14 protein-coding genes are annotated in these 19005 nt (G+C 71.3%); 5 read left to right on the top strand and 9 right to left on the bottom strand.

All coding sequences use genetic code 11. The features are described 5' to 3' along the window. The first annotated feature begins 67 nt into the window (after positions 1-67). From ABZU99_RS17495 to ABZU99_RS17485, 3 genes are all read left to right on the top strand, one after another. Positions 68-1345: a ribonuclease D gene (locus ABZU99_RS17495; RefSeq protein WP_356048554.1), complete on the top strand. Its 1278-nt coding sequence runs from the start codon at positions 68-70 to the stop codon at positions 1343-1345. Positions 1346-1514: 169 nt separating this feature from the next. Next, entirely contained in the window at positions 1515-2732 is a 1218-nt protein-coding gene (locus tag ABZU99_RS17490) for an acetyl-CoA C-acyltransferase (protein ID WP_355951960.1), read from the top strand. Next, a complete protein-coding gene (locus ABZU99_RS17485; RefSeq protein ID WP_356048552.1) occupies positions 2729-4858 on the top strand; it encodes a 3-hydroxyacyl-CoA dehydrogenase NAD-binding domain-containing protein in 2130 nt (709 codons plus the stop codon). Before ABZU99_RS17490 ends, ABZU99_RS17485 begins: the two co-directional genes overlap by 4 nt. Positions 4859-4893: 35 nt before the next feature. Here ABZU99_RS17485 and ABZU99_RS17480 read toward each other — a convergent pair whose 3' ends face one another. After that, positions 4894-5958 (bottom strand): hypothetical protein, encoded by a 1065-nt coding sequence (locus tag ABZU99_RS17480; protein WP_356048550.1) that lies wholly within the window; start codon positions 5956-5958, stop codon positions 4894-4896. A gap of 69 nt (positions 5959-6027) precedes the next feature. On the opposite strand from ABZU99_RS17480, the gene ABZU99_RS17475 reads away from it, so the two are divergent. Continuing rightward, positions 6028-6426, top strand: coding sequence for an NTP pyrophosphohydrolase (locus ABZU99_RS17475; RefSeq protein ID WP_356048548.1), 399 nt, complete (start codon positions 6028-6030; stop codon positions 6424-6426). Between the two features lie 141 nt (positions 6427-6567). On the opposite strand, the gene ABZU99_RS17470 is transcribed toward ABZU99_RS17475, so the two are convergent. From ABZU99_RS17470 to ABZU99_RS17460, 3 genes are read right to left on the bottom strand one after another with little or no spacing between them, the layout of a single operon-like run. Next, the gene (locus ABZU99_RS17470; protein ID WP_355951951.1) at positions 6568-7050 is read right to left on the bottom strand and encodes a poly-gamma-glutamate biosynthesis protein PgsC/CapC; all 483 of its coding nucleotides are present in this window, start codon (positions 7048-7050) and stop codon (positions 6568-6570) included. Further along, positions 7047-8321, bottom strand: a complete 1275-nt coding sequence (gene pgsB / locus ABZU99_RS17465) for a poly-gamma-glutamate synthase PgsB (protein ID WP_356048546.1) — start codon at positions 8319-8321, stop codon at positions 7047-7049. Before pgsB ends, ABZU99_RS17470 begins: the two co-directional genes overlap by 4 nt. A 49-nt stretch (positions 8322-8370) precedes the next feature. Next, the gene (locus ABZU99_RS17460; protein ID WP_356048544.1) at positions 8371-10410 is read right to left on the bottom strand and encodes a HAMP domain-containing protein; all 2040 of its coding nucleotides are present in this window, start codon (positions 10408-10410) and stop codon (positions 8371-8373) included. A 244-nt stretch (positions 10411-10654) separates the two neighbouring features. Here ABZU99_RS17460 and ABZU99_RS17455 point away from each other — a divergent pair, with 244 nt between their 5' ends. Then, complete coding sequence (locus ABZU99_RS17455) at positions 10655-11506, top strand: hypothetical protein (RefSeq protein ID WP_356048542.1); 852 nt, start codon at positions 10655-10657, stop codon at positions 11504-11506. Between the two features lie 21 nt (positions 11507-11527). On the opposite strand, the gene ABZU99_RS17450 is transcribed toward ABZU99_RS17455, so the two are convergent. The 5 genes from ABZU99_RS17450 to ABZU99_RS17430 form a co-directional block, all read right to left on the bottom strand. After that, positions 11528-12997 (bottom strand): amino acid permease, encoded by a 1470-nt coding sequence (locus tag ABZU99_RS17450; protein WP_355952055.1) that lies wholly within the window; start codon positions 12995-12997, stop codon positions 11528-11530. Between the two features lie 264 nt (positions 12998-13261). Beyond that, positions 13262-15235, bottom strand: coding sequence for a 1-deoxy-D-xylulose-5-phosphate synthase (gene dxs / locus ABZU99_RS17445; RefSeq protein ID WP_355951942.1), 1974 nt, complete (start codon positions 15233-15235; stop codon positions 13262-13264). 376 nt (positions 15236-15611) lie between these two features. Further along, on the bottom strand, positions 15612-16847 hold the full coding sequence (locus ABZU99_RS17440) for a sugar ABC transporter permease (RefSeq protein WP_355952053.1): 1236 nt from the start codon (positions 16845-16847) through the stop codon (positions 15612-15614). 68 nt (positions 16848-16915) lie between these two features. Beyond that, entirely contained in the window at positions 16916-17695 is a 780-nt protein-coding gene (locus tag ABZU99_RS17435; RefSeq protein WP_355951940.1) for an ATP-binding cassette domain-containing protein, read from the bottom strand. Between the two features lie 140 nt (positions 17696-17835). Next, a complete protein-coding gene (locus ABZU99_RS17430) occupies positions 17836-18936 on the bottom strand; it encodes a substrate-binding domain-containing protein (protein ID WP_355951937.1) in 1101 nt (366 codons plus the stop codon). Positions 18937-19005: the final 69 nt, after the last annotated feature.

Below are 19005 nucleotides of genomic sequence, written 5' to 3'. Positions count from 1 at the left end.
GCCCGCCGACGGAACGTTCCGTCGGCGGGCGCCCTGCGTACCCGGCACGCACAGCTACCCTTGACAGGTGACCGACGCCCAAGAGACCGCAGCAGAGACGACACTGCGAACCACCGGGGGCGCTCCTCCGGACGACCTCCCCCCGGCGCCGGTCCCCTTGCTGGAGCCGCGCGAGGGCATCCCGCCCGTCACTGCCGACGCGGACGCGCTGGCCGAGGTCGTGGCGGCCTTCGCCGCCGGCCACGGGCCGGTGGCCGTCGACGCGGAGCGCGCCTCCGGCTACCGCTATGGACAGCGGGCCTATCTGGTCCAGCTGCGCCGGGCCGGATCGGGGACCGCACTGATCGATCCCGTCGGCTGCCCCGACCTCTCGGACCTGGGCGCCGCGATCGAGGACGCCGAGTGGGTGCTGCACGCCGCGACCCAGGATCTGCCCTGTCTACGGGACATAGGCATGATCCCGGCCCGGCTCTTCGACACCGAACTCGCGGGCCGGCTGGCCGGGTTCGCCCGGGTGGGGCTCGGCGCCATGGTCGAGAACATCCTCGGATACGCCCTGGAGAAGGGCCACTCAGCCGTCGACTGGTCCACCCGCCCGCTGCCCGAGCCCTGGCTGCACTACGCCGCGCTGGACGTGGAGCTGCTGGTGGATCTGCGCGACGCGCTGGAGGAGGAGCTGACCCGGCAGGGCAAGCTCGACTGGGCGCATGAGGAGTTCGCGGCCATCGCCGCCGCCCCGCCCGCCCCGCCGCGCAAGGACCCCTGGCGGCGTACGTCGGGCATGCACAAGGTCCGGCGGCGTCGGCAGATGGCCGTGGTGCGCGAGCTGTGGACGGCCCGGGACCGGATCGCCCAGCGCCGCGATGTCTCCCCGGGCAAGGTCCTGGGCGACGCGGCCATCGTCGAGGCCGCCCTGGCCCTGCCCGCGAACGCACGCGCACTTGCCGCGCTGAACGGCTTCGGCCACCGGATGAGCCGGCGCCAGCTGGAGCAGTGGCAGGCCGCGGTGGACCGGGCGCGGGAGCTGCCCGAGGCCGAACTGCCCCAGCCGGGGCAGCCGGTGGCCGGACCGCCCCCGCCCCGTGCGTGGGCCGACAAGGACCCGGCCGCGGCGGCGCGGCTGTCGGCCGCCCGCGCGGCGGTGACGCAACTCGCCGAACGGCTGAATCTGCCGCAGGAGAACCTAATCGCCCCGGACACCGTCCGGCGGCTGTGCTGGGAGCCCCCGGCGGAGCCGACGGTGGCCGCCGTATCGGCCGTTCTGGCTGGTCACGGGGCCCGGCCCTGGCAGATCGACCAGGTGGCCGAGGCCCTGACGGGGGCCCTGTCGGCGGCCCCGGCGTGACGTGACGCGCGTGGACCGGCGGCGCTCGCCGCCGGTCGCGGCTGTGACCTTCAACGCTCCGGGGGCGGGGACTGGGCAGCTTGGTTACTCATAAGTAGCATGAGGGTGTGGAGGCGCGCCCAGCCGCGTGCCCGCAGCAGTGCCATCCCGCACCTGGAGGAGAGCCAACGTGCCTCGTACCGCTAGGGACGTCGTCTTCGTCGACGGCGTCCGCACCCCATTCGGCAAGGCGGGCCCGAAGGGCATCTACCACGAGACCCGCGCGGACGACCTGGTCGTCAAGTGCATCCGGGAGCTGCTGCGCCGCAACCCGGATCTGCCGCCGGAGCGCATCGACGAGGTAGCCGTCGCCGCGACGACGCAGATCGGTGACCAGGGCCTGACCCTCGGCCGCACCGCCGGCATTCTGGCCGGGCTGCCCCAGTCGGTCCCCGGCTACTCGATCGACCGCATGTGCGCCGGCGCGCTGACGGCCGTCACGTCGACCGCGGGCTCCATCGCGTTCGGCGCGTACGACCTCGTGGTCGCGGGCGGGGTCGAGCACATGGGCCGCCACCCCATGGGCGAGGCCGTCGACCCGAACCCGCGGTTCGTCTCGGAGAAGCTGGTCGACGAGTCCGCCCTGTTCATGGGCATGACCGCGGAGAACCTGCACGACCGGCTGCCGCACATCACCAAGCAGCGCGCCGACGAGTACGCGGTGCGCAGCCAGGAGAAGGCCGCCAAGGCGTACGCCAACGGCAAGATCCAGCAGGACCTGGTGCCGATCTCGGTGCGCCGCACCAGCCCGGACGGCGGCGAGACCGGCTGGGGCCTGGCGACGGCCGACGAGCCGATGCGCCCGGGTACCACGCTGGAGAACCTGGCCACGCTGAAGACCCCGTTCCGCCCGCACGGCCGGGTCACGGCCGGCAACTCCGCGGGGCTGAACGACGGCGCCACCGCCTCGCTCCTCGCCGCCGAGGACATCGCCGAGGAACTGGGCCTGCCGGTGAGGATGCGCCTGGTCTCCTACGCCTTCGCGGGCGTCGAGCCCGAGGTGATGGGCTACGGCCCCGTCCCGGCCACCAAGAAGGCCCTCGCCAAGGCGGGGCTGACCATCGACGACATCGGCCTCTTCGAGATCAACGAGGCCTTCGCCGTTCAGGTCCTGTCCTTCCTGGACCACTACGGCATCGCGGACGACGACCCGCGCGTCAACCAGTACGGCGGCGCGATCGCCTACGGTCACCCGCTGGCCTCCTCCGGTGTGCGCCTGATGACGCAGCTCGCGCGGCAGTTCGAGGAGCAGCCGGAGGTCCGCTACGGCATCACCACCATGTGCGTCGGCTTCGGCATGGGTGCCACCGTGATCTGGGAGAACCCACACTTCGAGGGGAACAAGTGAGCAACACCGCAGAGCTTCTCAAGGGAGCCGCCGAGCTGTTCCCGGACGAGGTCGTGACGCAGGCGCACGTCCGCCACCTCGATCTCCCCCAGAACGCCGGCCGCTTCGCGCTCATCACGCTCGACAACGGCCTGGACCACACCAAGCCCACCACCTTCGGCCCGGCCTCGCTCGCCAACCTCAACACGGCGATCGACCAGGTCGAGAAGGAGGCGGCGGACGGCGAGATCGTCGGCGTCGGCATCACCGGCAAGCCGTTCATCTTCGCCGTCGGAGCCGACCTCAAGGGCGTGGAGCTGCTGAAGCGCCACGAGGACGCCCTGGCCATCGGCAAGGGCGGCCACGACGTCTTCAAGCGCCTGGCCACGCTCGCCGTGCCGACCTTCGCTTACTACAACGGCGCGGCGATGGGCGGCGGCGTCGAGGTCGGGCTGCACTGCTCGTACCGCACCGTCTCGGCCGCGCTGCCCGCGTTCTCGCTGCCCGAGGTGTTCCTGGGCCTGGTCCCCGGCTGGGGCGGCTGCACCCTGCTGCCCAACCTGATCGGCGCGGACCGCGCGGTCTCGGTCATCATCGAGAACTCGCTCAACCAGAACAAGCAGCTCAAGGGCAAGCAGGTCTACGAGCTCGGGATCGCGGACGCGCTCTTCGAGGGCGCGGACTTCCTGGAGCAGTCGCTGATCTGGACCGCTTCCGTCCTCAAGGGCGAGATCGAGATCGCCCGGCCCGACGTGGACCGCGGCGACGCCTGGCACCAGGCCGTCGAGCGCGGCCGCGCCATCGCCGACAGCAAGGTGCACGGGGCGGCCCCGGCCGCGTACCGCGCGCTGGAGATCATCGACGCCTCCCGCAACGGTGACCTCGCCCGTGGCTTCGACGCCGAGGACAAAGCGCTGGCCGACCTGATCATGGGCGACGAGCTGCGCAGCGGCATCTACGCCTTCAACCTGGTGCAGAAGCGCGCCAAGCGCCCGGCCGGCGCGCCGGACAAGTCGCTGGCCCGCCCGGTCACCAAGGTCGGTGTCGTGGGCGCGGGGCTGATGGCCTCGCAGCTCGCGCTGCTGTTCGCGCGGCGTCTGGAGGTGCCGGTCGTGCTGACCGACATCGACCAGGAGCGCGTCGACAAGGGCGTCGGCTACGTCCACGACGAGATCGACAAGCTGCTGCTCAAGGGCCGCATCAACCAGGACAAGGCCAACCGCCTCAAGGCCCTGGTCTCCGGCTCCCTGGACAAGGCCGCCGCCTTCTCGGACGCCGACTTCGTCATCGAGGCCGTCTTCGAGGAGATGGGCGTCAAGCAGAAGGTGTTCGCCGAGGTCGAGGCGGTCGTGCCGGAGCACGCCATCCTCGCCACCAACACCTCCTCGCTGTCGGTGTCCGAGATGGCGTCCAAGCTCAAGCACCCCGAGCGGGTCGTGGGCTTCCACTTCTTCAACCCGGTCGCGATCCTCCCGCTGCTGGAGATCGTCCGCGGTGAGCAGACCGATGACGCGTCGCTGGCCACGGCCTTCGGTGTGGCCAAGAAGCTGAAGAAGACCGCCGTCCTGGTCAAGGACGCCCCGGCGTTCGTCGTCAACCGGATCCTGACCCGCTTCATGGGCGAGATCCAGAACGTCATCGACGAGGGCACCCCGGTCGACGTCGCGGAGCGCGCGATCGAGCCGCTCGGCCTGCCGATGTCCCCGCTGGTGCTGCTGGAGCTGGTCGGCCCGGCCATCGGTCTGCATGTCTCGGAGACGCTGCACGGGGCGTTCCCGGACCGCTTCACGGTCTCGGAGAACCTCAAGCGCGTGGTCGAGGCCGGCAAGCGCGGCTTCTACGTGCACGACTCCGGGAAGCCGGAGCTGGACCCGGAGGTCGCCGCGCTGCTGCAGCAGGGCGAGACGGTCCTGACGGAGGAGCAGACCCGCGAGCGGGTGCTGGACGCCGTCGCGCAGGAGATCGGCCTCATGCTCGACGAGGGCATCGTCGCCGAGGCGCAGGACATCGACCTGTGCCTGATCACGGGCGCGGGCTGGCCCTTCCACCTGGGCGGCATCACGCCGTACCTGGACCGCGAGGGCGTCTCGGAGCGGGTGAACGGGAAGAAGTTCCTGGCTCCGGGCGTGGCGAGCGTTCCGGCGTAACACCGGCGGCCGTAGCGAGCGCCGGACGGGCCGACTCAGCCCGTCCGGCGCTCGCTGGCGTCTGCCACCCTGGACCACGCGCGCAGCGCCAGTCCCCGCTCGTCCGTCTTCTGACGGGCCACCAGCAGCCCACCGTCCAGCGCGACGGCGGCCAGCACCACCCTGCCGAGCCCGTCGAGCGCCAGCGCCGGGGTGTGGGCGCCCGTCTCACCCGACGGCGTCCACCACACGCCCGCCGCCTCGTCCTCCGCCGGATGGGCGGCGACGGCCAGCCGACCGCTCCCGGTGTCGCGGTGGGCCAGCACGACGCAGTCATGGCCGTCCACCGGGGCGCGGAGCACGGCGAGCGGGCCCGCGCCCGTCCGGCCGCCCAGCGACGCCGTGGCGGGGACGTCCGGGCGCCAGGCGAGGACGCCGCCGCCGTCCGCGTCCCGCCAGTAGTGCGTGACCGTGTCGCGGCTGCTCTCGACGGCGCGCGCGGAACCGTCCTGGACCCGCGCCGGAATGTCCTCGCCCCGCGTCAGCGCGGTGCCGGGTTCGGGCTGGTACCAGCGCAGCGCCGCCCCCGCTCCGGCCGGAGCCAGCAGTTCCACACGGCCGTCGGAGGTCGCGACGGCCGACAGCCCGTCACCCACCTCCGTGCCCTTCAGATCGCTCCAGCCGCCCCACTTGCCCTTGGCGTCCTGGCGGCGCGTGCTCACCCCGCGCCCGGCGTTGCGAACGAAGACATGCACCGCGCCCGAGGAGTCCACGGCCGCGGCCGGCGCCCCGGTCCGCTCCGCCTTGGCGCGGTCCTTGGGGTGCGGGGTGCCGAGGGAGTGCCAGGCCGTCAGGGGACGGCCCGTCTGGAACTGCGTGGCGTGGACGATGTCCACCTGCGCGCCGTCCTTGCCCGTCCGGCGCCGCACCCCGACGAGGTGCGCGTAGCCGTCGGCTCCCTGAGCGACCGTCACCCCGGACAGCCCGGGTGCCTCGATCAGCCACGGGCCCGTCCAGGTGGGCCCGCCCGGCCGGTCCTCGGTCCAGCGGACCACACCGCCCGCCACCGGTGCGTAGGCCGTGAGCCTGCCGTCCTTGCCGCGGAGCAACCGCAACGCCATGGCCCGCCGCCAACCTTCCCGACGCCAATCCGCTCGATCGAATGCTCCCCATAGTATTTTGCCTGTCCTATGAAGGGTCTTGTGGTGGTGGACGCGGCGAACGTGGTCGGTTCGGTCCCGGACGGCTGGTGGCGCGACCGCCGCGGCGCCGCCGAGCGGCTGCGCGACCATCTCGCCAACCTCGCGCGCACCGGCCTGCCGGACCGGCCGGGCGTACCCGAGTGGGCCCGCCACCCCCCGGTGGACATCGTCCTGGTCGTCGAGGGCGCCGCGCGCGGGGTCGACTCGGTGGAGGGCGTACGGGTGGAGGCCGCGCCGGGAAGCGGCGACGACCGCATCGTGGAGATCGTGGCGGAGCGCGAACCGAACCGTCCCTGCCTGGTGGTGACCGCGGACCAGGGGCTGCGGGCGCGCGTGAAGACCCTGGGAGCCCAGGTGACCGGGCCCCGCGCGGTACGGCCCGGCTGACCGCTCGCCCAGCGTTGTACCCCCCTGAATGCGCGTCGGCGGAATCCATGTCCGGAACCTTTCCGGCCCTCATGGATTCCGCCGCTTTTCGCTCGCGCTTTACCTCGTCATGTGCCCAGGTCCTTCGGCTCGCATTTCCCGTCACGCTCGGGGCAGCAGACCGAGCAGCACTCCCACGATAAGCACCGCATAGGCCGCGAGAGTGACCGTGGCGGTGGACACCAAAGTGGCGCGCGGGGGCTGCCGAACCAATTGATAGGCGATGAGACCGGGCACGATATAGCCCAGCGTCTGATGGGTGAACAGCATCGGGAATTCATGCCGCAACACCATGTAGAGGCTCGTCTGCAGCAGGACGCCGCACATCACCACCGCGGCGAACAGCCGCTTGCCGTACAGGATCACCGCGCCCTGAAGGAGTCTGGTGGACAGGTACGTCAGCAGGGTCACGCCGACGACCATGGCGGCCAGCCGCAGATCCTCGATGACGGTGAGGGCGAGCCAGCCCGGCGTGATCATGCCGCCCGGTGACAGGTTGGTCGTCAGATAGCAGACCAGGGAGAAGAGCAGGCCGAGGGCGATGCCCAGGGCGGCCATGTCCGGGGTGAGCGCGACCGGATTCACAGGGTGCCTCCGATGCCGTGGGCCGCCGTATCGTCCGTGGCGGCGGCCGCCTTCGAGGGGCCGGCCGCCTTCGGGGGGCCGGCCGCGGGGAGCCGTTCCAGCCGCCCGATCCGCTCCAGCAGCCGCTCGCCCTGCCCATGGATGTTGCCGACCGCGACGATCGACGCGTCCTGGCCGCCGATCTCCGCAAGGACGGCGCCCATCAGCTCGTCCGCGTCCCGGTGGTCGCCTCCGAGGTCCACGACCCGGCCCGGCCATCCGCCGGGTATGCCGTCCCGGGCGCTCTTGGTGGGGTGACCGATCAAGAACACGGTCTCCGGGTCGAGATCGGGCACGATCGCCCCCATCTGGCCATTGCGCTCGACCCGGTCGGGACGGCAGTTGACGAGGACGTGCAACGGGCGCCGGATCGCGCCGAGCCCGAGCAGCTGGCGCACGTTCATCAGCGTCGACTCGGGGTCATTGGCGGCGAAGACATTGGCGAAGCCGAGCCTCGCGCCCTGCGGCGTACGGTACTTCTCCACGGACAGCACGCCCGGGTCCGGCGGCGCCTCCCACATGCCGCGCAGTGCCGTGCGGCGGTCGACGCCGAGCAGCTCGGCCACCTTGATCGCTATCGCCACGTTCTCCTTGAAGGTGAACCAGCCGAAGCCGCGCAGTTCCTCGTCGGTGACGGACTGGGGGTCGACGGCGATCAGCTCGCAACGACGGGCGGCCGCCTCCTCGCGCAGGATGTGCAGCCGGTCGCGTTCGGCGGTCACGCACACGCCGCCGACCGGCATGGAGCGGCACAGGGAGCGGGCCACGTCGTCGAGCGTGGGCCCCATCTCGGCCAGGTGGTCCTCCCGGACATTGCACAGCACGCCGATGGTCGAGCGGATGAGTTTGGTCTGGTTGACCTCCTGGAGAGCGGGCATCACCGCCATGCACTCGATCACGAGGGCCTGGGGCCGGTGGGCCGCGGCCCGCCGGACGATGCCGATCTGCTCGACGACATTGGCGATGCCGAACTTCCGGTAGACGGGTTCCTCGGTGGCGTCGGGGTGAATGAAGCGGGCGGCGGTGCCGGTGGTCTTGGCGACCGTGACGAGCCCGCCTCCGCGCAGCGCGCCCGCGCACAGCCGGGTGATGGAGCTCTTGCCCCGGATGCCGTTGACCAGGACGCGGTGAGGAATCCGCGCCAGGTTCTCGAAGTGTCTGCGCTGTTCGACGACCCCGGCCACGAGTAGCCCGAGGGAACAGAGGAGGAAGACGGTGTAGAGGAAAAGCATGGCTCCGCTCAAGGGTCGTTGGGGCGGGACGGTGCCGGCGGATCCCCGCTCAGCAGGGCTGCCGGGCGGCGGGGCCGGACACGTCCCCGGCACTCGGCTCCGCGGCGGCCAACCGTTGCCGGATCAGCTCCAGGCTGCGGATGACCGACCCGACCTCGTCGTGGTGGTGGGGATAGCGCACGGTCCCCAGATCGCCGGCCGCCAGCGCCGCGGCCGCTCGGTCCAGGGCCCTCAGCGGCCGCAGCACGGTCAGCTCCAGCCAGCCCAGGCACAGCACGGTCGCGCCGAAGGCGAGCAGCCCGGCCACCTCGGCCCGGCGCTGCGTCTCGTACGAGGCCAGCGGCAGCCAGGACACCGGCTTGCGGGTGAGCACGCGCCACCCCAGGGCGTTGACGGCATCACCGCCCCGCACGTCGGCCGCCGAGGTGAGCGTCCGGCCGTCCCCGTCGTGGCCGGGCGGGGACGCGAAGGCGATGAAGCCGTCGTTGGAGCCGATGACCTTGTCGTGCGCGTCGAGGAGCCACGCGCGGCCGATATGGGCGCGGTCGAGTGCCGCGCTGAGCACCTCGGGCCGGAATTCGGCAACCAGCCCCCGGCCGCTTCCTCCCGGCAGCGGCACGACCGCCGCCGTCGCCGGCACTCTGCCGTGGTGGTTGAGCTGGATCACCGCGGGCGCTCCGCGCCGGATCCGGCTCACGGCCGCCTTGCGGTCCGCGCCGTACGGGTCATCGCCCGCGCGCTCCAGGACCTTCCCGTCACGGCCGAGGACATAGAGCGAGCGCCATGCGGTGTGCTCGGGCAGCGCCGTTCTCAGGGCCTTGCCGAGCCTGTCGGTGGTGGGGCCCGCGAGCAGGGCGACCGAGGACAGATCGGCGACGCCTTCGCCGAGCATCCGCCGTACCCGGCCGGACGCGGCCTCGGTGCGGTCCCGCTGGGCGCGCACGACCGGGTCGGGCACTGCCTCACGGCCTCCTGCCAGGTTCATCAGCGGCAGTGCGCAGGACCAGGCCGTCACGAGCACCGCACAGCCCAGCACGGTCAGGCGCACGCTGCCACGGGCCCGGGGCCGCTCCGTCCCGGCACGCTCGCCCCGGAGTTGACCTCGCAGCGACTCCAGACACCGGCCGATCCGGGCCGTCTCGCCGTGCCCGTACCGGCCGACCTCCCGCGAGAGATCGCCCCGGGCGAGGTGGCGTGCGTCCAGGTGCAGCCGCAGCAGCGGACGTTGGACCCAGCGGGACAGCACCCAGGTGACGACGAGGCAGACGGCCAGCAGGGCGGCCGCCGCGCCCGCGCCCCGCAGCCGGTCGCCGGCGACGGCGGTGCCGGCCGGTGCCCGCGCCCCCGTGGCCACGACCAGGCCGAAGTCCTGGCCGCCGGCGCCCCGGGGCACCACCGCGTGGCCGACGACGGCGTGGTCGCCCCGGTCGCCGCGTCCGGTACGGCTGCCCGTCGAGCCCCGGGCCCGCACGGACTCCCGGGCCAGCCGCCGCAGGGTCGTATCCCCCCTCCGGTCCCCGACGCCGGCCAGGATGCGGCCGCCGGGGTTCACGATGAACGTGGCGCGGCCCGCCCGCTCGTCCGGCAGGCGCAGCGCGCGGGAGGCGACCAGCAGCCGCCCCGCGCCCGGCGCGTCAAGGGGCGCGAAGGACAGCACCCGGGGCTCGCCCGAGGCGAGGCTGATGAGGCGGGAGCGCAGGCTGTGCTCCTCACCACGTCCGGGCCACCGCCGCAGCGGCACGGCCTCCCCGTACGAGGCCAGCGGACGGCCGGTGGCGGCGTCCACGACCGCGAGGCCGCGCCACTTGTGATAGGCGCTCTTGAGCTTGCGCAGCGCCTCCTCGGGGGAGCCGGGGGCGCTGAGGCGGAGCAGTTCGGTGGCGTGGCGCAGATCTCCGGAGCTCTGCTCCAGCGAGGCCCGCAGGGACCCGGCGGCGTCGGCGGCCACGTCCTCCTGGGCCTCTGCCACGGCGCGCGAGACCACGCGGTCATCGGAGCGCCCAAGGGTCAGGGCGGTGAATCCCGAGACGGCGAGCAAGAGCACACACAAGACGGCGATGGGTGGGCGGACACCTCCGAGCAGAGGCATGTCCGCGCGTTTTCGGCGGGTGCGGTACGAGCGGCGTGAGGCCGTCCCGGATAAATGCATGAGAACCTCTTCCCTCGGGATTCCCTTCTCCCTGACTGATGGCAGGACTTATTGACGGGTTGATATCGGGAGGTCAAAAATTACTGTGACGTGGCACACGCTCAAGCACTTTTGTACAACCGGTCCGCGGCGGCGCTTTTTATGCATTATGGTCGTCCTCGCCTTATGCGTTTCGGCCATTTTCATGGCGCTCGAGCTCCGGGACACCCGGCCGCCCCAGCGGGTCGACCTGGAGCGGCAAGTCCGCGCGTACGTCGCGGACTTCTCCCGCAACAGCGCCTACCGGCCGCCCGGCGCCGCCGAACGCAGAGGCATGAGCGAGGGGATCGCCCGGCTTCTCGACGGGCGGACGGACTCGGCGCGCGGGCCGCTGTCCAAGGCCGGCTACCGCGTGCGCACGGTGCGCCTGGCGGGCTCGGGCCGGCCGGTCGCCCAGGTCACCGAGTCCGGGGGCCGGGCGGCACGGCGGCGCGGCTGGGGTGAGGTGTACATCGATCTGAGCAGCCGGGTGCGGTGGAGCGCACAGGTGCCCCACCCCGTGGCGGACCAGCACACCGAGCTCATGGGCGCGGAGTTGTTCTCGCGGGCCCCCGGCGGGGTCCTGGTGCTGGCAGGCGCCAACCGCCGTGCCGGGCGGGGCAACACGGCAGACGTGGCGCACCGCGAGGACTCGATCTTCGATGCCGTGTGTGCGGCGCTCACCGCCCGCCGGCTCCCCGGCATCCAGGTGCACGGCTTCGCCGACGACAGCTCTCCGGACAACGACGTGGTGGTCTCGCCGGGGCCCGGCCGCCCCGCCGCGCTGGTGCGCCGGGCGGCGCGCCTGTTGGCCGCCGGCGGATTCGAGGTGTGCCGGGCCTGGCGGCGGAACTGCGGTCAGCTGGAGGGCACCACCAATGTGCAGGCACGCGCCGCCGCCGCGCGCGGCGTTCCCTTCCTGCACATCGAGAACAGCCGCAGCGTCCGCGACTCCCCTCGGGCCCGCTCGCGGGCTGTCGGCGCGCTGGCGCGGTTGGTGGCCCGGCTCGGCCGGTGACGGGCCCGCCGGACGCGCGCCTCAGCGCCGCGTCCCGGTCTCGGTCACCCGGCTGTGCCGGCGCCCGTACCCGACGTAGATGACAAAGCCCAGCACCATCCACACCCCGAACCGCACCCAGGTCTCGGCCGGCAGATTGAGCATCAGCCACAGCGAGGCGGCCACCGAGACGATCGGCAGCGCCGGCACCCACGGGGCGCGGAAGGCACGGGGCAGGTCGGGGCGGGTGCGCCGGAGGATGATGACGCCGAGTGCGACGACGACGAAGGCGAACAGCGTGCCGATGTTCACCAGCGCCGCCAGTGCGGAGATGCTGGTGAACCCCGCGACCACGGCGATGATCACACCGAGCAGGATGGTCGAGCGGTACGGCGTGCCGAACCGCGGATGCACCTTCGAGAAGACTCTGGGCAGCAGCCCGTCGCGGCTCATCGCGAAGAACACCCGGGTCTGGCCGAGCAGCAGGATCATGCACACCGTGGTGAGCCCGATCGCCGCGCCGAAGCTGATGACGCCCGCGAAGAAGGGGTGTCCGGTGGCCTTGAAGGCGTCGGCGAGCGGTGCGTCCACCGTCAGCCGGGTGTACTTCTGCATGCCGGTGACCACGAGGGACACGGCGACGTAGAGCACGGTGCAGATGAAGAGGGAGCCGAGGATGCCGCGCGGCATGTCCCGCTGCGGATTCCTGGTCTCCTCCGCCACGGTGGCCACGATGTCGAAGCCGATGAAGGCGAAGAAGACCACGGCGGCGGCGGTGAAGATGCCCTCGACGCCGAAAGTCGTCGGCTCGTAACCGAAGATCAGCTGGATCAGGGGGGCGGTGAGGCCCGAGCCCGAGACCGTGCCCTTGGGCTCGGGGATGAAGGGGTCGTAGTTGTCCGCGTCGATGAAGAACGAGCCCGCGATGATGACCAGCAGCACCACGGCCAGCTTCACCGCGACCACAACCGAGGTGACGCGCGCGGACAGCTTCATGCCGAGGACGAGAATCACCGTGAGCACGAGCACCAGCCCGGCGGCGAGCACGTCGAAGGAGAGGCCGTGTGCCACGTCGGGGCCGGACAGGGCCGGGGGCAGCTGCCAGCCGACGTTGGCCATCAGCGAGCGGACATAGCCGGCCCAGCCGACCGCGACCACGGCGGTGCCGAGCGCGAATTCCAGCACCAGGTCCCAGCCGATGGTCCAGGCGGGCAGCTCGCCCAGCGAGGCGTACGAGAAGGTGTACGCGGAACCGGCCACCGGCACGGTCGAGGCGAACTCCGCGTAGCACAGCGCCGCCAGCGCGCAGACGATACCCGCGATGGCGAAGGCGAGGGAGGTCGCCGGGCCCGCCTGCTCCTTGGCGACGGCTCCGGTCAGCACGAAGATGCCGGTGCCGATGATGACGCCGACGCCGAAGACCGTGAGGTCCAGGGCGGAGAGAGTCCGGGTCAGCGCGTGCTCGGGCTCCTCGGTGTCCTGGATGGACTGCTCGACCGTCTTCGTCCGCAGATAGGCCGGGCGGGCCTTGCCGACGGAGTCGTCCTCGGAGCGGCCGTCGGAGCCGCCGTCGGGTTTCTGAGCGCTCACCGGTGCCACCTCCACGCCTGCCCGTGCCCCGTGCGCGCCCATGGTTCTGCCCACGGGACGGGAGTGAGGTATGCACACTCGGCGCCCCCGCCGATTCACCCGATGGGGGCGGAGCGGCTGGACGCACGCTGGGCCGGTCGGAGCACCGAGCGCTCCGACCGGCCCGGACGGGTTCGCGGTCGCGTATCAGTCGCGCACCGGCTCGGCTGTCGTCGACCGCGTCACATCGGCGCCCCGGGCGCCCGGCGCCCCGGCCGACGCGGACTCCTCGTCGTACCGTCCGCCGATCCTCGACACCAGCCCGGTGACCTGCCGGGCGATGTCCGGCGCGGTCAGGCCGATCTCGGCCATGACCTCCTTGCGGGAGGCGTGGTCGAGGAAGCGCGGCGGGATACCGAAGTCGCGCAGCGGCATGTCGACGCCGGAGTCGCGCAACGCCTGGGCGATGGCGGAACCGACACCGCCGACCCGGCTGTTGTCCTCGACGGTGACGACGACGCGGTGGCGCTCGGCGAGCGCGGGCAGCTCCTCGTCGACGGGCTTGACCCAGCGGGGGTCGACCACCGTGGTGGAAATGCCCTGTTTGTCGAGAAGGTCGGCGACTTCCAGGCACATCGGGGCGAGCGCGCCCACCGAGATCAGCAGCACATCGGGCCGGCCCCGGTCCGCCGCCGCGGGCTCGCGCAGCACATCCATGCCACCGATCCGGCCGACCGCCGCGACCGCCGGGCCCACCGCGCCCTTGGAGTAGCGCACCACGGTCGGCGCGTCATCGACCTCGACGGCCTCGCGCAGCTGGGCCCGCACCTGGTCGGCGTCGCGCGGGGCGGCGATCCGCAGCCCCGGGACGACCTGCAGGATCGACATGTCCCACATGCCGTTGTGCGAGGCCCCGTCCGTGCCGGTGATCCCGGCGCGGTCAAGGACGAAGGTCACACCGCACTTGTGCAGCGCGACATCCATCAGCACCTGGTCGAAGGCGCGGTTCAGGAAGGTGGCGTAGACCGCGAAGACCGGGTGCACACCGCCGGTCGCCAGCCCCGCCGCCGAGACGGCGCCGTGCTGCTCGGCGATGCCCACGTCGTAGACCCGGTCCGGGAACCGCTTGGCGAACTCGGTCAGGCCCACCGGGTGCAGCATCGCCGCCGTGATCGCGACGATGTCCTCGCGCTCCTCACCGAGCTTGACCATCTCCTCGCCGAAGACCGACGTCCAGTCGGCGCCGGAGGCCGAGATCGGCAGGCCGGTGTCGGGGTGGATCTTGCCGACCGCGTGGAAGCGGTCTGCCTCGTCCTGGAGGGCGGGCTGGTAGCCGCGGCCCTTCTCGGTGAGGCAGTGCACGATGACCGGGCCGCCGAACCGCTTGGCCCGCTGCAGCGCGGACTCCAGGGCCTCGATGTCATGGCCGTCGATCGGGCCGACGTACTTCAGCCCCAGATCCTCGAACATGCCCTGCGGGGTGATGAAGTCCTTCAGCCCCTTCTTGGCACCGTGCAGCGTCTCGTAGAGCGGCCGGCCCACCACCGGGGTGCGCTCCAGCAGGTCCTTCCCACGGGCGAGGAAGCGCTCGTAGCCGTCGGTGGTACGGAGTGTGGCCAGGTGGTTCGCGAGGCCGCCGATGGTCGGGCCGTACGAGCGCTCGTTGTCGTTGACGACGATGACAAGCGGCCGGTTCTTCGCGGCGGCGATGTTGTTGAGCGCCTCCCAGGCCATACCGCCGGTCAGCGCGCCGTCGCCGATCACGGCGACCACATGGTCCTGCTTGCCGAGCAGCTCATTCGCCTTGGCGATGCCCTCGGCCCAGCCGAGGACGGTCGAGGCGTGGCTGTTCTCGATGACGTCGTGCTCGGACTCCGCCCGCGAGGGGTAACCGGACAAACCACCCTTGCTCTTGAGCCGGGAGAAGTCCTGGCGGCCGGTGAGCAGCTTGTGGACGTAGCTCTGGTGCCCGGTGTCCAGCAGCACCTTGTCCTTCGGCGAGTCGAAGACCCGGTGGAGGGCAATGGTCAGCTCGACCACGCCGAGATTGGGCCCGAGATGGCCCCCGGTCTTGGAGACGGCGTCGACGAGAAAGGTGCGGATTTCCGCGGCCAGCTGGTTCAGCTCCTCCGGAGAGAGCCGGTCCAGATCGCGCGGTCCCGTAATGCGGGTCAGCAGCACCCGTGCCTCCTTGCTTCGAGCGTCTCCAACGAGCTTGGACAGTCCGCCCGAGTCTAATGCCCGGCCTTCTCAGGACTCGGCTCGCCTCCGGAGCGCTCAAGCCTGCCTGGGCTACCGCTGGGAGGTGTGCCCCTGTCGGCAGCCGACCGTGCCCGGCCCTCGCGCGGCGCCGACCGCGAATCGATCGCAGCCCTCGCGGCCTTGGCACGCTCTCCTTTTCGACAGCGACGCGCCCCTTCGGCTCGCCCCCGGCTACCGCTGGGAGGTGCCCCGGGCCGGTCAACCGGGGGCGCCCCGTAGAGCTGGGCGCCCAAACAGAACGCACCCGGTACCGCCTGGACGGCGGTACCGGGTGCGTCAGGCCGCGGGGCGGGGATCAGCCGCGGCCGGCCGAGCGCTGTGTTCGGCGCGAGACCGAGTCGATCACCACGGCGGCCAGCAGCACACCACCGGTGATCATGTACTGAACGGAGTTGGCGACACCCAGCAGGCTCATCCCGGACGAGATGGAGCCGATGACCAGCATGCCGAGCAGCGCCGACCAGACCGAGCCACGGCCGCCGAAGAGGCTGGTGCCACCGATGACGGCGGCCGCGATGGCCTCCATCAGCAGGTTGCCGGTACCGGCCTGCTGGCTGGCGGAGCCGACCCGGGAGGCGATCATGAGCCCGCCGAACGCGGCCATGAACCCGGACAGCGCGAACACCGAGATCCGTACAGCGGCGACGTTGATGCCCGCACGGCGGGCGGCCTCGACGCTGCCGCCCAGCGCGATCACCTTGCGCCCGTAGGAGGTGCGACGGACCACGAAGTCGAGGCCGACGAGGACCACCACGAAGATCACCAGGGCGAGGGGCAGACCCTTGTACTCGTTCAGCCGCCAGGCCGCGGCGAAGACGATCAGGCCGACCACGGCGGTGCGCACCAGGATCTCGCTCAGCGGCCGGGAGGGTATGCCGACCGCCTTACGGCGCCGGCTGTCCAGGAACTGGGCGAGGAAGAAGCCCGCCGTCGCGACGCCGGCCGCCGCGTACGCGGCGATGAGCTGGCTGAAGTAGTGAGCAGTGAGCATGCGCACAAAGCTGTCGTCGTCGATGCCGATGGTGCCGGTGGTGCCGAGCACCTGGAGCATCAGACCGTTCCACGCCAGCAGACCGGCGAGGGTGACGACGAAGGCGGGGACGCCGATCTTGGCGAAGAAGACGCCGTGCAGCGCGCCGAGGACCGCGCCGGTGGCCAGCGCGGCGATCACGGCGACCCCCTCGGGGACGCCCTGATTGACGTTGAGGACCGTCAGGGTGGCCGCGGCCAGACCGCTGAGTGAGCCGACGGACAGGTCGATCTCACCGAGCAGCAGCACGAACACGATCCCGATGGAGATCATGCCGGTGCCGCCGAGCAGGATGGACAGGTCGGAGAGGTTCTTGGGCGAGAGGAAGGCGCTGTCCTTCCACTGGAAGACCGCCCAGATGACCGCGATGCCGACGATGACCGGGACCGCGCCCAGATCGCCGCTGCGCATCTTCCGGCCGAACTCGGTCAGGTAGCCCTTGAAGCCCTCCTGACGTACCAGCAGCCGCGGGTCGACGGCGGTGACCGCGTCCTTGGCCACGGGGTTGGCGTCCGCCGGGGCGGGGGCCTTGTTGCCGCCGTGCTTCGCCTTGTGGACATTCCTGGTGGTCACTTGGCGACCTCCCCGTTACGCGCCTTGCGGCGGGTCACGGCGTTGTCCGTGGCGCCGGTGATGGCGGAAATGATCTCTTCTTGAGAGGTGGTCTTCACATCGAAGGTGCCGTTGTTGCGGCCCAGCCGCAGCACCGCGACGCGGTCCGCGACGGCCTTGACGTCGGCCATGTTGTGGCTGATGAGGATGACGGCGAGGCCGCGGTCGCGCAGCCGCTCGACCAGGTCCAGGACCTGGGCGGTCTGCTCGACGCCGAGGGCGGCGGTCGGCTCGTCCAGGATCACCAGCTTGGGCTCGCCCAGCATCGAGCGGGCGATGGCAACGGTCTGCCGCTGGCCGCCGGAGAGCGAGGCGATCGGAATCCGCACGCTCGGAATGCGGATCGACAGGGTCTGCAGCAACTCACGGGAGCGCCGCTCCATCTCGACCTCGTCGAGCACCCCGGCGCGCAGGATCTCGCGGCCGAGGAAGAGGTTGCCGACGACATCGATGTTGTCGCAGAGGGCCAGGTCCTGGTACACGGTCGCGATGCCCAGCGCCTGGGCGTCGTGCGGCCGGGTGACCTGGACGGGCTTGCCCTGCCACTCGAGGACGCCCTCGTCGGCGGGGCCGACTCCGGCAATGGTCTTGACAAGGGTCGACTTACCGGCACCGTTGTCGCCCACCAGGGCGACGACTTCACCGGCATGGACCTCCAGATGGATGTCGGTGAGCGCCTGAACGGCGCCGAACCGCTTGGAGATCCCGCGCAACGCCAACACGGGTCCGTTCGGCACGATGGCCAGCTCCGTTTCCGGGCAGGGCAATGCCTGCTGTGATACGGAGGGGAGAGCGCTCTCTCCCCTCGGTTGGGGGGTGTCAGGGGGGTGGCTGGCGGGCGGGCCGTTCGCCAGAGTCACGGACGGCCCGCTCCGCGCTACTTGATACCGGCTGCTTCGCAGGCCGCCTTGTACTTGGCGGTGCAGATCTGGCTGACCTTGTAGAGGCGGTCCTTGACGACGGTGCTCTTGATGTTGTCCTTGGTCAGCGCGACCGGGGTGATCAGCGTCGCCGGGATGTTCTTGTCGGTCGGGCTGTCGACCGTGTTCGACTCGTTGATCTCCTCACCGCGGCCGACCGCGAGGGCCATCTCCGCGGCGGCGGTCGCCTCCGGCTCGTACGGCTTGTAGACGCTCATGTACTGCGAGCCGTCCAGGACCCGCTGCACGCCCGCGAGTTCGGCGTCCTGGCCGGTGACCGGGGGGATCGGGTTGAAGCCGCCGCTCTTGAGCGCGTTGATCGCGCCGCCCGCCATGCCGTCGTTCGCCGAGTAGACGCCGATGACGTTGCCCTTGCCGAGGGAGGAGATGGCGCCGCTCATGGCCTCGTTGGCCTTGTCCGGCAGCCAGCGGTCGACATCGTACTTCTTGCCGATGTCCACCTTGCCCTCCAGGACGGAGAGCGCGCCCTTCTTGAAGTCGGCGGCGTTGGGGTCGGCCTCCCAGCCGTTGAGCATGACGATCTTGCCGTCCTTGGCCTTGCTGCCCAGCGCCTTGAGCAGCGCCTGGCCCTGGACCTTGCCGACCTTCTCGTTGTCGAAGGAGGTGTAGCCGGATATCGGGCCCTGGGCGAGCCGGTCGTAGGCGACCACCGGGATGTTGGCCTCGTCGGCCTTCTTGACCGAGCTGGCGATGGACTTGGAGTCCACCGCGTCCAGGATGATCGCGTCGACCTTCTTGGTGATCATCGAGTCGACCTGCTGCTGCTGAAGCGCGGTGTCGGACTTGGCGTTGACGTACAGGACCTTGCAGTCCGCACAGGACGCCTTGATCTTCTTGGTGATCAGCGGACGGTCGAAGTTCTCGTATCTCGCCGTCTGGTCCTCGGGCAGCAGCAGCCCGATGGTGAGCGGACCGGTCTTCTTCTTCTGCGCGGCCTTACCGCTGTCGGCTTCCTTCGCCGAACCACAAGCGGCGAGGGATGCGGCCATCGACACAACAGCGGTGGCAATGGCGACGCGACGCATCATTGCATTCATTTGAGGGTGACCTCCCTGACGAGGCCGCGTCATTGCGGCCGAGGTGGCTGGAAGTCAACTCGGCCGCCC

The sequence above is a fragment of the Streptomyces sp. NPDC005266 genome (genome assembly GCF_040607655.1).
Classification (GTDB): Bacteria; Actinomycetota; Actinomycetes; order Streptomycetales; family Streptomycetaceae; genus Streptomyces.
This window is presented reverse-complemented; position numbering and strand designations above follow the sequence as displayed.